Source organism: Streptomyces diastatochromogenes (assembly GCF_002242805.1).
In the GTDB taxonomy this organism is placed as follows: Bacteria; Actinomycetota; Actinomycetes; order Streptomycetales; family Streptomycetaceae; genus Streptomyces; species Streptomyces diastatochromogenes.
This window is the reverse complement of the sequence record NZ_MCGQ01000048.1, coordinates 42524-55909: the sequence shown is the minus strand read 5'-3', so window position 1 is coordinate 55909 and position 13386 is coordinate 42524. Positions and strand designations below refer to the sequence as shown.

12 protein-coding genes are annotated in these 13386 nt (G+C 73.0%); 3 read left to right on the top strand and 9 right to left on the bottom strand.

Features of this window, described 5'->3' with window-relative positions:
- Window positions 1-900: a LysR family transcriptional regulator gene (locus tag BEK98_RS40145; protein ID WP_094221727.1), complete on the bottom strand. Its 900-nt coding sequence runs from the start codon at window positions 898-900 to the stop codon at window positions 1-3.
- A 168-nt stretch (window positions 901-1068) separates the two neighbouring features.
- On the opposite strand from BEK98_RS40145, the gene BEK98_RS40140 reads away from it, so the two are divergent.
- Window positions 1069-1956 (top strand): SDR family oxidoreductase, encoded by an 888-nt coding sequence (locus BEK98_RS40140; protein WP_094221726.1) that lies wholly within the window; start codon window positions 1069-1071, stop codon window positions 1954-1956.
- Here BEK98_RS40140 and BEK98_RS40135 read toward each other — a convergent pair whose 3' ends face one another.
- The gene (locus BEK98_RS40135; protein ID WP_244202189.1) at window positions 1957-3690 is read right to left on the bottom strand and encodes a cholesterol oxidase substrate-binding domain-containing protein; all 1734 of its coding nucleotides are present in this window, start codon (window positions 3688-3690) and stop codon (window positions 1957-1959) included. It abuts the gene before it with no gap.
- A gap of 137 nt (window positions 3691-3827) precedes the next feature.
- On the opposite strand from BEK98_RS40135, the gene BEK98_RS40130 reads away from it, so the two are divergent.
- Together BEK98_RS40130 and BEK98_RS40125 are read left to right on the top strand one after the other, a co-directional pair.
- Window positions 3828-4811, top strand: a complete 984-nt coding sequence (locus BEK98_RS40130) for an aldo/keto reductase (RefSeq protein ID WP_094221724.1) — start codon at window positions 3828-3830, stop codon at window positions 4809-4811.
- 53 nt (window positions 4812-4864) lie between these two features.
- The gene (locus BEK98_RS40125) at window positions 4865-5356 is read left to right on the top strand and encodes a DUF6328 family protein (protein WP_094221723.1); all 492 of its coding nucleotides are present in this window, start codon (window positions 4865-4867) and stop codon (window positions 5354-5356) included.
- Here BEK98_RS40125 and BEK98_RS40120 read toward each other — a convergent pair.
- The 7 genes from BEK98_RS40120 to BEK98_RS40090 all read right to left on the bottom strand — a co-directional run bounded on the left by BEK98_RS40120 (window position 5353) and on the right by BEK98_RS40090 (window position 13291).
- Window positions 5353-6006 (bottom strand): DUF2238 domain-containing protein, encoded by a 654-nt coding sequence (locus BEK98_RS40120; protein WP_208643367.1) that lies wholly within the window; start codon window positions 6004-6006, stop codon window positions 5353-5355. The genes BEK98_RS40125 and BEK98_RS40120 overlap by 4 nt on opposite strands.
- A 99-nt stretch (window positions 6007-6105) precedes the next feature.
- A complete protein-coding gene (locus BEK98_RS40115) occupies window positions 6106-7140 on the bottom strand; it encodes a hypothetical protein (protein ID WP_094221722.1) in 1035 nt (344 codons plus the stop codon).
- Between the two features lie 123 nt (window positions 7141-7263).
- The gene (locus BEK98_RS40110) at window positions 7264-8868 is read right to left on the bottom strand and encodes a serine/threonine protein kinase (protein ID WP_094221721.1); all 1605 of its coding nucleotides are present in this window, start codon (window positions 8866-8868) and stop codon (window positions 7264-7266) included.
- A gap of 210 nt (window positions 8869-9078) precedes the next feature.
- Window positions 9079-10095, bottom strand: coding sequence for a polyprenyl synthetase family protein (locus BEK98_RS40105; protein WP_167444367.1), 1017 nt, complete (start codon window positions 10093-10095; stop codon window positions 9079-9081).
- Window positions 10092-11132, bottom strand: a complete 1041-nt coding sequence (locus tag BEK98_RS40100) for a tetratricopeptide repeat protein (RefSeq protein ID WP_094221720.1) — start codon at window positions 11130-11132, stop codon at window positions 10092-10094. Before BEK98_RS40100 ends, BEK98_RS40105 begins: the two co-directional genes overlap by 4 nt.
- Window positions 11133-11285: 153 nt before the next feature.
- On the bottom strand, window positions 11286-11963 hold the full coding sequence (locus BEK98_RS40095; RefSeq protein WP_094221719.1) for an AIM24 family protein: 678 nt from the start codon (window positions 11961-11963) through the stop codon (window positions 11286-11288).
- 56 nt (window positions 11964-12019) lie between these two features.
- Window positions 12020-13291 carry a CAP domain-containing protein gene (locus tag BEK98_RS40090; RefSeq protein ID WP_094221789.1) on the bottom strand — a complete coding sequence of 424 codons (1272 nt, stop codon included), beginning with the start codon at window positions 13289-13291 and terminating at the stop codon, window positions 12020-12022.
- Window positions 13292-13386: the final 95 nt, after the last annotated feature.

The following is a 13386-nucleotide window of genomic DNA, read 5'->3' as shown; positions in this document are numbered from 1 at the left end:
TCACTCGACCGCCTGGGGCGCGGTCAGCAGCGCCTCCGCGCACCTGCGGAAGGCCGCGAGCAGGCGGCCGTTGTCGCCCGCGCGGGTCGCCAGCGCGACATGGCTCGGCTCGACGCCGTGCAGCGGGATCGAGGCGAGGCCCGGGCGGATGTGGATGCCGGGGACGCCCGCCGCGATCGCCACCGCCTGCCCGGAGGCGACGAGTTCGAACTTGTCCTCGATGTCGTCGATGTACGGGCCGTCCGGGGCCGGACTGCCGTCGGGCCGGGGGTCGATACGCCAGAACGCGTCCCAGAGCCGGTCCGGGACCCGGGGGAGCGGTTCGTCGGCGATGTCGTCCACGGTGACCGACTCCTTGCCCGCCAGCCGGTGGTCGAGCGGGACGACCAGGACGCGTGGTTCGTCGTAGAGGACCGTCACCCGCAGGCCCTCGGTGACGAACGGCAGCCGGGCCACGAGCGCGTCCACGCGGTGGTCGAGCAGCGCGTCCCGCGCCTCGTTCCAGCGCAGATGCGCGGTCCGCACGTCGGCGTCCGGGAACCCGCGCCGCAGCTCGCGCACGGCCGGGGTGACGAAGACGCCGGTGGTGTAGCCGACGGTGATCCGGCTGGGTTCGGCGGCGGCCCGGGCGACGGCGGCGGCCTGGGCCGCGGCGCGCAACAGCGCCTTGGCGCGCGGCAGAAAGGCCTCTCCGGCCTCGGTGAGCCGGGTGCCCTGCGGGGTGCGGTCGAACAGCCGGGCACCCAACTGCTGCTCCAGACGCCGCACCTGACGGCTCAGGGACGGCTGGGCGATGTGCAGGGCGGTCGCGGCGCGGCCGAAGTGCCGGTGCTCGGCCACGACCGTGAAGTACCGCACCAGCCGAAGGTCGAGGTCCACGGGGGCGGCCGAGTCGGTCATGCCTCAAGCGTACTACCGCATGAGGTCTGAGTGGACGCTCGTAGCCGTGGTGAGCTGTGATGATGCCTGATCTGCATTGCTTCATGCGAAACAGGCTTTGGACCTGGACCCGGCCCCGGACCAACGATGAAGTCATTCCCACCCAGCATCCGAGGAGCTAGATCAACCATGCGTGTTTTCGTCACCGGCGCCACGGGGTTCGTCGGATCCGCCGTCGTTCCCGAACTCGTCGCCGCCGGACACGAGGTCGTCGGCCTCGCCCGCTCGGACGAGGCGGAGGCCTCGCTGAAGTCGGCCGGGGCCGAGGCGTACCGCGGCAGTCTGGACGACCCCGAGGGCCTGGCCCGCGCCGCGGCCGCGGCCGACGGCGTGATCCACCTGGCCTTCATCCACGACTTCACCGACATCTACGCCGCGGGCGCCACCGACCTGCGCGCCATCGAGGCGATCGGCGCCGCCCTGGCCGGCTCCGGCAAGCCCTTCCTGGTCACCTCCGGTACCGGGATCGCCCGGGCGGACGGTGTGGTCACCGAGGAGGACGGGCCCGCCCCGGGCAGCCACCGGGCCGCGTCCGAGGAGGCGACGCTCGCGCTGGCCGAGCGCGGGGTGCGGGCCTGCCTGGTCCGGCTCGCCCCCTCCGTGCACGGCCGGGGCGACCACGCCTTCGTGCCGCGCCTGATCGAGATCGCCCGGGCGAAGGGTGTGTCGGCCTATGTCGGCGACGGCGCCAACCGCTGGACGGGCGTGCACCGTTCGGACGCGGCCCGCCTGTACCGGCTGGCCCTGGAGTCCGCGCCGGCCGGCACCCGGCTGCACGCGACCGACGAGGAAGGGGTGCCCTTCCGGGACATCGCCGCGGTCATCGGCCGGCATCTGCACGTGCCCGTCGTCGGCGTGCCCGCCGAACAGGCCGAGGACCACTTCGGCTGGCTCGGCCGGTTCGCCGCCGTCGACTGTCCGTCGTCGAGCGCGCTGACCCGCAGGCTCCTCGGCTGGGAGCCGCAGGGGCCCGGCCTCCTCGCCGACCTCGACGAGGGCCACTACTTCCGGGCGTAGTCAGCGCAGGAGACGGTCGAGGAAGCCGTTCGAGAACACCCGGTGCGGGTCCAGGCGGTCGAGGATCCCGACCGCCTGCTCCCACACCCCCGGGTCGAACGAACCGGGCACGGCCGTGCCCAGCACCTCCGCGTCGCTCCAGACGGCGTCCTCGGTGTAGGCCCAGCCCTTGGACCACTCCACGCGCGCGCGGGCGTACCCGCCGTCGAACGTGTCCAGCAGGAACCGCTCCAGCTCGCGCAGGAACGCCTCCGCGTACGGCGTCCCCGGCAGGGTCAGCACGTCCAGCCACACCGCGGTGTCCCACTCGGGGCGGGCCCCGCTCGGCCGCAGCGCGGACAGCAGCGGGGTGCGGGCGCCCTCGACGCCCGAGTCGGCGGGGTCGTCCAGACCGGTCACCCGGATCTCCACCGAGCCGTTCACCGGGAAGCGGCCCAGCGCCGCGTACGCCTCGAGCCGTTCCCGGTAGCGGCTGGTGAACTCGTGCACCACCCGCTGCACCCCGGCCCGCGTGGTGAGGACCGCGTACCCGTTCGCGGTCACCCGCAGTGTGGTGGGCCGGAGGTACAGCAGGGTGTTCTTCGACGGCCCCCACAGATCGGCGGACAGCGTGGCCGCCAGCCCCAGGTTGGCCACGTCGAGCTGTGCGTGGCCGAGCACCGGCGCCAGATACCAGGCCGCTTCCGCGAAGATCCGCCCCACCAGGTCGGCCACGAGGGTCGGCGCGCTGTCGGAGAACGGGTAGTTGTACGGCGAGATGACGTGCCGTGAGGTGAGCGGCTTGACCGGCGTGACGCTCCACTCCTTCAGCCACGGGAACTCGGTGAAGGCGAACCAGATCGTCTCGACCCGGCCCGAGCGCCGCAGGAAGGTCTCCAGGGTGCGCCCGCGGGAGCCGGGGGCCGCGAACAGTTCGGAGGCCGGGATGTCGGTACGGCTGACACAGCGCAGGTTGCTGTTCGGGCCGACCCGCAGCACCACCTCCGTGACGAAGGACCGCCCGAGATGGGTCAGCAGCGCGGCACAGTCCGCCTCCGCACGGTGGAACGTCCGCAGCACATAGGCCCCCGTGCCCTCGTCCCACACCACCGCGGTCAGCTCCAGCACCCGGTTGCTCAGCGAGCCGTACGTGGTGCCGGCCGGCGGGCGTTCGCCCTCGGCCGGCACGGCCGTGCCGTGCGCGTCGATCGCCAGGGCGCCGCCGAGCGTCAGGTCGCCGGGCGCGGGCGCGGCGGTGACGCCGAGCCCGTGCTCCTCCAGGTAGGTGAGCAGGGCTTCTAGGGTCACACCCGCGCCGGCGCGCACCGCCGACGCGGACTCCAGCGCCAGACCGGTCAGATGAGACGCGGTGTCGACCAGCAGGACGGGGGTGTCCGCCGTCGTGCCCTCGGTGATCGTCAGCGGTGACCAGCCGTGCGAGGAGCCCCGCGCGCGCACCCGCCACCCGCTGCGCCACGCCCAGTTGACGACGGAGAGCACCTGCTCCGGGCCGGTCGGCGCGCAGGCCCACAGCCCGTCAGCGGTGATCTCACCCACCCAGTTGCGGTACGCCGAGCGGTAGAGCGCCACCTCGGCCGGAAACCCCGGGAGTTCGGCCGCGGCGCGGGCCGGATCGGCCGCCACCAGCACGGGTACGGCGGCCAGCGCGGCGGCGGTGCGCAGGAAGCCGCGGCGGCTGACGGGCGCCGAACCACCGCTCTCGGAGGGAAAGTTGCTCACTGGACGATCGATCACGGACACACGCTAAGCGCCGCTTTACGGCAAGCGGCCTTCCGTCGAGTCTCCCATCACCCGTGTGGGTGAAACTTCCACAGGTTCCCGCCGGAGCGAGCTGTTCCGCAGGAGGCGCGACCGGATGACAGACTGACGCCATGGACGAACGTGTAATCGGCAGGTCGGGGCAGCGGGCATCCGTCGTCGGAGTCGGCACATGGCAGCTGGGGGCCGACTGGGGCGACGTGGACGACAAGGAGGCCCGGTCCGTCCTGGAGGCGGCGGCCGAGGCGGGGGTCACCTTCTTCGACACGGCCGACGTGTACGGCGACGGACGCAGCGAGTCGGCCATCGCCGCCTTCCTGGGCGGCCGGCCCGATCTGCACGTGCTGGTGGCCACCAAGATGGGCCGCCGGGTCGAGCAGCTCCCCGAGAACTACGTCCTGGACAACTTCCGCGCCTGGAACGACCGGTCCCGCCGCAACCTCGGCGTCGACCGCCTCGACCTGGTGCAGCTGCACTGCCCGCCCACCCCCGTCTACTCCTCGGACGAGGTGTTCGACGCCCTCGACACCCTGGTGGACGAGGAGCGGATCGCCGCGTACGGCGTGAGCGTGGAGACCTGCGCCGAGGCGCTGACCGCGATCGCCCGGCCGAACGTGGCGAGCGTGCAGATCATCCTCAACCCGTTCCGCATGAAGCCTCTGTACGAGGTGCTCCCGGCGGCACGGGAGGCGGGCGTCGGCATCATCGCGCGCGTGCCGCTCGCCTCCGGCCTGCTGTCCGGCAAGTACACCAAGGACACGGTCTTCGCGGCCGACGACCACCGCACCTACAACCGGCACGGCGAGGCCTTCGACCAGGGCGAGACCTTCTCCGGCGTCGACTACGCGACCGGCGTCGAGGCCGCCGCCGAGTTCGCCGCGCTCGCCCCCGAGGGGTACACCCCGGCCCAGCTGGCCCTGCGCTGGATCGCCGAGCAGCCCGGCGTGACCACGGTCATCCCCGGTGCCCGCCACCCCGGGCAGGCCCGGGCCAACGCGGCCGCCGCCAAGCTGCCGCCGCTGCCCGGGGAGACGTTCACCGCGATCCGCGACCTGTACGAGCGCCGGATCAAGGACCAGGTGGAGCAGCGCTGGTAGTACCGTGCGGGCCCGGCCGTTTGCGCTGACGTCCGGACGGTTACCCGCACGGCATGAGGCAGGAGCCACAGCACACGGGGCGTGACGAGAGCGAGGAGGAGCGGGCCGACCGGATGTGGGGCGAGCTGATCCAGGAGGTCCGGGTGGCCCAGACGGGCGTGCAGATCCTGTTCGGCTTCCTGCTGACCGTCGTCTTCCAGCCGAAGTACGCCCGTCTGCCCGACGCCGACCAGGTCATCTACATCGTGACCGTCGTCCTGGGCGCCTGCGCGACCGGTGCCCTCATCGGGCCGGTCTCCCTGCACCGCCTGGTCGCCGGCCGCCGGGTCAAGCCGCGGGCGGTGCGGCTGGCCGCCCGGATGACGTTCGTCGGCTTGGTCCTGCTGCTGGCCACCATGGCCTCGTCCCTGCTGCTGATCCTCCGGGTGGCCACGCACGACGCCTATGTGCCCTGGCTGGTCGCGGCCGTCGTCGTCTGGTACCTGGTGTGCTGGTACGGGCTCCCGCTGTGGGCGCGCCGCCGGCACGCCGGGTCGGACGACTAGCCGGCGGTACGGGCTTCCAGTGCGGCCAGCTGACGGTCGTGCACCCTGCTGAGCAGCAGCAGCGACAGCACGGCGCCGATCAGGGCGCAGAACATGTCCCACTGCGTGTCCCACACATCGCCCTGGGTGGCGAGGAAGGCGTCCGCGCCGTGCCCGCCGATCTCGGCGGCAGCCCACTCCAGCAGTTCGAAGCAGGCGCTGAAGGCGAGGCAGGCGCACACGGTGAGCGGGGCGAGCCAGCGGCTGCCGCGCAGCGGCGAGGTCCGGCTGAGCAGCTCGCGTACCAGGACGGCCGGGACGAAGCCCTGCATCAGGTGGCCGAACCGGTCGTAGGGGTTGCGGGACAGGCCGAAGGTGTCCCGCACCCAGTCGCCCGCCGGGACCTGCGCGTACGTGTAGTGGCCGCCGACCGCGAGGACCAGCGCGTGCACGGCCAGCAGCCCGCACAGCAGCCCGGTCAGCGGGAAGCGCCGCCAGACCAGTACCACCAGGGGCAGCCCGACCAGCGCCCAGACCGTTTCCAGGAACCAGGTCGTGCGGTCCTGCACGTCCCACGCCGACACGGCGAGGCCCACGGCCACCACACCCGCGAACAGGGCGGGCGGCACGCGGCGCGGCACGGTACGCGGGGCGGGGTGCACTGCGGTCATGGCGGGGCTCCTTGCCGTAGGAGAGGAAGGAGCCCCATCGTGGCGGCGGCCGCCGGGCCCGGGCATGAGTACCGCTACTCAGCCCGGGCTGAGGACCGCCTAGGGCCGGCTCCCGCGGGCTCCGCGCAGCGTGGACAGGCAGGTGCCGATGGCCTGCTGGAGTTCCTCCAGGCGCTGGACCATGTCGTCCTCGTAGAAGTCCTGGGCGTCGTCGAAGGTCAGCTCCTCGAACGCCCGGGTCGCCTTCTGCAGACTGCTGTAGAACTTCGTCCGCTGCTCCTGGACGCGCAGCTCGGGGTCGGCCTCGACCGTCTCGGCGACGAGGGACTTCATGGTGTCGTAGGCCTCGGTGGCCCACTCGCCGGTGTCCTCGCCGTCCTCCAGCTCGTCGATCAGCGACAGATGCCGCTCGGCCTCTTCGCGCAGGACGGCGGGCGCGTCCACGGTCTGCCCGGCCGGGGTCCTGATCTGCCCGGACTCGGCGATCTGCCGCACGTAGCCGATCCGGTCGGCCGCCCGGCTCTCGGTGGCGACGGCCTTCTTCAGGTCGTCGGTGCGTACGACGTCACGCGCCAGCTCGGCCTGCAGGTCCGGGTCCTCCTTGAGCCGGTCCAGCAGGGCGGAGCGGGCGGCCCGGGCGGTGGAGGGGTCGGCGAGGATGGCGGCGCGCAGCGCGGTGGGGTTCTCGGCGACCTCCAGGGCCTTGGTGGGGCGGATGCCCTCGGCCTCGGCCGCCTGGGCGATGGCGGTGCCACGCTCGGAGGTGGCGCTGTTGCGGGAGACGTAGTAGCTCAGCCACACGTCGGAGTCCGGCAGCTCGACGTCCTGGCCCGGCTGGAGCGCCTCGAAGTGCGGGACGAGCCCGTCGTCGGCCGCGCGGTCCCAGGCCTTGTAGTAGCGCATGACCCGCTCGGGCGAGCAGCCGGCCAGTTCCGCGAACTCCTTCGCCGACACCTTCGGCGTCTCACCGGCGGCCTGTCCGCCCGGCCGCACGCTGCGCGCCACCATCAGCGCGAAGGCCCAGCCGCCGGTGCGCGCGTAGACGCCGAACTCGCGCGCGTCCCGCGCCACGAGGTCGGACAGGGGCACCGCGGTCGGCGCGGACGTCTCGGACGGGTCGATCGCAAGGGTCACGGATGACTCTCCTGGAGGCATGACTCAACGGGACCGCACTCGGTGCGCGAGTGCGACTGGACAGCCTATATCCACCCATTGGCGATGCTTTGACGACCCTGCCTGTCCGGCGCGGGGCGCCGGTCAGCCCTTGGTCTCGCGGAAGGTCTGCAGGAAGGTCTTGAGCGCGAGTCGGCTGGTGGCATCGTCCCAGGAGCCGGCCGGTGTGGTGAAACGCAGGGAGAAGCTGCGTCCGCCGCCGAGCAGGAAGCCGCGGCCGAAGGTGTGCACCCGCGCGGTGCCGGACCCGGACAGCCACTCCAGGTCGGCCGCCTGGTGTCCCTGGTAGGTGGTGGCCAGGATGGTGCCGACCCGGTGGTAGCCGGGGAGCCGCTCCAGAACGGGTTCGACGTCGTCCCGCCATACGGCGACCGGGTCCGGGCCGGCCTGCTCGCTGTAAGTGACGGCGAGGGTCGGGGAGTCGGCGTCCGTGCCGAAGGTGATGCGGTAGGCGTGGTCGGCCCCGCGATCGGTGGACAGCCGCTTCCAGCCGTCCGGCAGGGCCACGGAGAAGCCCTCCGCGGCGGTGTAGCGGTGGAAACCGGCAGGCAGGGAAGGGGACGGGGAGCTGCTGGGCTTGGGTCTGGTACTGGCGCTGGTGCTGGGAGTGGCACTCGGGCTGGGGGTGTTGTTCTCGGGGTGGTTGGCCGGTGGGGCGGCGGTCGTGGCGGTGGGCTGTGGCGGCTCGGCGGCGGTGGAGGTGCCGGGCAGCTGGTGGGTCGCGGACAGGACGGCGGCCGCGACCGTGACGACGGCCAGCGCGGTCCCGGCCACCATCATCCGTCGGCCGCGTTCCGGGCCCACGTTCCGTACGGCCGCGTAGGCGCTGCGCAGCCGGGGCACGGGCGCGGGGTCGCGGTCCGCGTCGGCGTCCTCGTCGAGGGCCCGGGTCAGCGCCTCGCGGACCACCGGCCGGATCAGCCGCTCCCGGGAGTTCTTGCGCAGCAGCCCCTGGACGGCCTGGGTGAGCGGCCCGGTGCGCAGCGGGGTGCGCAGGGGCAGCCGGTCCACGGCCTTCAGGGTGGCGTCGGGGCGGCCCCGGTCGCGGAACGGCGGCCGTCCCTCGACCGTCGTGTAGAGGATCGCGCCCAGCGCCCACAGGTCGGCCGCCGGTCCGATGCGCTCGTCGCGGGCCTGTTCCGGCGAGGCGTACGACGGTGCCGTGAGCCTCGGGGCCAGCGTCGTGCCCGCCAGCCCGAACCCGGCGACCACGACCGGGCCCCCGTCCCGGACGAAGACCTGGCCGGGGCTCAGCTCGCCGTGGGTGATGCCCTCGTCGTGCGCGGCCTGGAGCACGTCGAGGAGTTCGAGGCCGATCCGCGCCGCGCGCACGGGGTTGTACGGGCCTTCTCGGTCGAGGAGTTCGCTGAGGGGGGTGCCGTCGATCCACTCCGTGACCGTCCACAGGGTGCCCGCCTCCACCACGGCGTCGACGACGGTGGCGACCTGGCCGGGGCGCAGGAGCCGCATGATCTCGGAGGTCCTGACGACCCGGGCCGTGGCGCGGCGCAGGGTGTCCGCGTCGCAGGTCTCCGGGAGGCCGATCTGTGCCACCAGGCGGGGCTGGTTCGCCGTCACGTCCTCCGCGTACCACCACAGCCGGTTCGTCTCGCGGGCGAAGACCTCGAGGAGCCGGTACCGGCCGGCGACCAACTCGTGTGCGGAGACTTGCGCCTTGGTCATGGTCATCCCTCGCTGATACCCCTGTCCCGTCCTTGCTCACAGGTACGCGGGGTGCGCGGGGGTGTGTTCAAAGAATCCGAAACTCCGGCCCCGTTCCTGCCTTTTATTCAACTCTTCGAAAGGGCTTGCGAGTTTGGGAAAACGGCGCACGACGGGGCATCGACCTGCGGGTAACCGACGGTAAATGCCCGCGTGCGCCGCTGCGCCGCGTCGGTTTCAGAGGTCGCGGGCCATCAGGAAGTCCAGCAGCCGGAGCAGTTCGTCGGCGGTGGCCGGTGGGACTTCGGTGAGCAGGGAGCGGGCGGCGGCGGTGTGGGCGCGGGCCTCGGTCAGCGCCGCCGTACGGCCGCCCGCCTCCTCGATCAGCGCGGCCGCCTCCTCGGGGCGGTCCAGCAGTGCGGGGAGGTGGCGGGCGGCGGGGGAGCCGAGCGCGGCCAGGACCGGGAAGGTCTTCTTGCGTTCGCGCAGATCGCCGCCGACCGGCTTGCCGGTGACGGCCGGGTCGCCCCAGATGCCCAGCACGTCGTCCACCAGCTGGAAGGCGACGCCCAGATGCCGCCCGGCGCGGTCCAGCGCGGCGACGACCGGCTCGGGCGCCCCGCCGAGCGTGGCCCCGAGCGCCGCGGCGCAGCCCAGCAGCGCGCCCGTCTTGTGCTCCGCCATCGCCCGGTACTCCTCGGGCGTGACCCCCTCCGGCCCGTCGAAGGGCCGCGCGGCGAACAGCAGGTCGTCGGCCTGCCCGCGCACCAGATCGGCCAGGGCCGTGGAGAGCAGGCGTACCGCGGCGGGACCGCCCGGCGCGGCGGCCAGGGTCTCCACGGCCAGCGCGAACAGGGCGTCCCCGGCGAGGACCGCGGGACCTGTGCCGTACGCCTTCCACACGGCGGGGCGGCGGCGCCGGGTGGTGTCGCCGTCCATGATGTCGTCGTGGAGCAGCGAGAAGGCGTGCACCAGCTCCACCGCGACCGCCGCCGGCACCCCGGCCCGCCCGTCGGCGCCGGCCGCCCGGGCGCCGAGCACCGCCAGCGCCTGCCGTACGCCCTTGCCGCCCGGCGCGGCGGCGGGAGCGCCGCCGACCTCGCACCAGCCGAAGGAGTACGCGGCCATCTCGGCCACCCAGGGGTGCAGCCGTCCTACCGCCTCCGTCAGCGCGGGGCGCACCAACTCCCGGCAGCGGTCGAGGATCTCGGGAGCCGAGGGCGGCGCCTGCACCGCCGAGGGGAACACGGTCACCGTACGGCCTCCGCGTCCAGCCCGAACTCCGCCTGCGCCCGGGCCACCATCTCCCGTGCGTGCCGGAGTCCGCTGCGCTCCAGCACCCGGGCCAGATCCGCGAGTTCGGCCGCCGTCTCGGCGCGGTCGTGGCCCAGATGGGCCAGCGACTTGGCCAGGCCCAGCCGGGCCAGCGCCTCGCCGCGCGGCTCGCTCATCGCCCGGAACTCCTCCAGAGCCAGCTCGTACATGTCCCGGGCTTCGCCGTACCGTCCCGCGCGATAGAAGACGTTGCCGCGCATCTTGTGGTTGTAGGCGAGCGCGCTGGACAGGTTCATCGCCCGGCAGCTGACCTCCGCCCGCGACAGCAGCTCCAGCGCCCCTTCGGTGTCCTGGTCGCGGACCGAGAGGATGTCGGCGAGCCCGCGCAGCGCCCAGGCGTGGCCGCGCCGGTCCTCGGCCCGCTCGGCTATCTCCGCCGCCTCCTCGAAGAGCGTGTACGCCTGGTCGTACTCCCCAGTGTTGCGGTGCATCTGCGCGATGCCCTCCAGTGCCCACACCGTGTGCCGGGCCTCCCCGCGCCTGCGGGCCTCGGCCAGCAGCTGCTCGTGCAGCCGGCCGACCGCCTCGTAGTCGCCCTGGATGCGGCCGGTCTCCGCGAGGCCCGCCAGCGAGTAGCCGCGGACAACGATGTCGCCGCCCTGCTCGCCGAGTTCGGCCGCGAGCCCGAGCAGCCGCCAGGCCAGCGGGAACGCGCCGCGCTGCCGGGCGAGGGTGCCGCCGCTCCACAGCGCCCACGCCATCGCGGCCGTGTCCCCGGCCTCCCGGGCGGACCGGTAACTCGCCTTCCAGGCCCGGTCGGCGTCCCGCACCTGGCCGAGCCGCCGGTGCGCCTCGGCGACGGCGAGCCCGCAGCGGGCCGCCTCGTCGGGGCGGCCCGACCGCTCGGCCTCGCGCAGCCGCTCGGTGCCCTCGCTCAACACGTCGACCAGCGAAGAGTTCACGGACAGGGTGGTGAGGGCGCCCTGGTACTCCGGGGCGAAAGCCTTGCCGTACATGCCTGCCTCTCTACACACGATGTGTATACATGGTGTGTATAGTGCGCCGAAAAGATGCCCTGACCCCGGGGGCCAGGGCTTGGTCTGTTGTCGGTCAAGACGCCGGTACGGCAAAGGGGGTTGCCTGTGAGGCGTAGATCACTTCACGAGGCGTCAGTGCTGCTGCGCCTTCTGCGGGGTCGCCTCGCTGGGCCGCACGACGACGAAACCCTCGCCCTGGAGCATCAGCTGGACGGCCTCCCCGGAGCCGCCGCGCAGCATCGAGCCGATCGACTGGGAGCGGTGCAGGGAGGTCTGCAGATGCGCGGTCCAGCCGACCACCGCGTCCGTGTCGACGTACACCGGGTACTGGGCCGAGACCGGTATGACCAGCGGGTTGCCCTCACAGACCAGGCCGAGCCGGCCCTGCCCGGTGAACACGCTGTTGAACAGGCCGCCGCCGGCGATGCCCGAGCCCTTCACGGTCTTGATCTCGTACGACAACGAGGCGTCGAAACAGAGGACGTTGCGGCCGTTGACGGTGAACTGGTCGCCCGGCTCCACGTCGACGATGAAACAGTTCTGCGCCTCGTGCGCGAACCAGACCTCGCCCTGCCCGCGCACCGCCATCAGGGGCAGGCCCTCACCGGTGACGGCACGCTTGAGCATGCCGCCGACACCTTGGCCCTTGCGCTCGAACTGGAGGCCGCCGCGGTAGGCGATCATCGCGCCCTGGCGGGCGTACATCTCGCTGTTCACCGTGTACTTGATGCACTTGGCGTTCTCGACGGTCATGCCCGGCTCGACGGCCGGCTGCACCATGTGCTGACTGGAAAAGAGGTCACCCTTCATGCGGGGCATGGTGTCCCGGAAGGTCCCGTTCCGCCAAGATCACGGAACGTACCCGCTCAGCCACCGAACACCTGGGCCCAGTAGGTGCCCGCCCGGCCGCCGCCGGTGAAGCCGACGCCGATGTGCGTGAACTCCGGTTTGAGGATGTTGGCGCGGTGCCCCGGGCTGTTCATCCAGCCGTCCACCACCTCGGCCGGGGAGCGCTGTCCGCAGGCGATGTTCTCGCCGATGGCGCGCCGGCGGGAACCCGCGGCGGCGGCGCGGTCCCAGGGCTGGGCGCCGTCGGGGGAGGTGTGAGCGTAGAAGTCCCGGGCCACCATGTCCGCGCAGTGCGCCTGAGCGGCCCGCGCGAGCGGCGGATCCCCCGCCAGGGGAGCCAGCCCGGCCCGCGCCCGCTCGCCGTTGGTGAGCGCGACGACCTCGTCGACCGTCCGCGACAACTCGCCCGGTGTCAGGGGCCTGGCCCACAGCGCGGTCCAGTACCGGTCACCCGCGTCGACGTGCGCCAGGCCGAGGTGGGTGAAGCCCGGTTCGAGCAGGGTGCGCCGGGCCTGTCCGGCCTCCAGGCAGTAGGCGACGAACTCGGCCGGGGTACGTGGCCCGGACACGAGATGCTCGCCGACGGTGACGTACGCGTACCCGGCGGCGGTGATCCGCTGGTGCACCGACACACCGTCCCGCCCCTCCGCCGAGAGTCGCCCCATGGCCGCCATCGCCGAGGCGTGCGCCCGCGCGGCGGAGGCGAGCCGGGCGTCGGACGACACGGGAGGCACACCGGCCCGCGCCCGGGCGGAGTTGACCAGCCCGAGAAAGCCGTCGGAATCCGGACCGGGCGCCGCCTGCGGCCCGTCGTCCACGACGTCCACCCCGAAGTCCCGAGCCAGCCCCGCCAGCCCGTCGGCATACCCTTGTCCGATCGCCCGCAGCTTCCAGCCAGCACCCCGCTGATACAGCTCGGCCAGCAACAGGACGGTCTCCGGCCCCGGACGCGGCGGGGTGAACCGGGCCACCGCGCGGCCGGAGACATCGCAGACGTCCAGCCGGGGCGCGGGCAGCCGGCCGAGAGGCGTACCCGGCTCGGCCGCGCTGACCACCACCGTGACCCGGGTGGCCCCGGGCCGCAGCCGCACCGGATCAACGGCGAGACCGTCCCCGCTCAGCCGCACACCGGGCGCGTCCGGCTGGTTGTAGAACACGAAGTCCCCGTCCCCACCGACCTTCCCGCCCCCGTCCGTGACAAGGGCGGACACATCGAAGGGCCCGGCGACCCGCAGCCGCAGCGCACCGCCGGGCAAGGCCAGGTTCCCCCCGGGAACCAGCTCGCTCATCACAACGGAAGGAACGCACGACAGGCCCGGCCGAGTTCCAGCAACTCATGAGCGAACGTCCAGATGTCCGACCTAAGGGGCGCGGGGCTGTATCG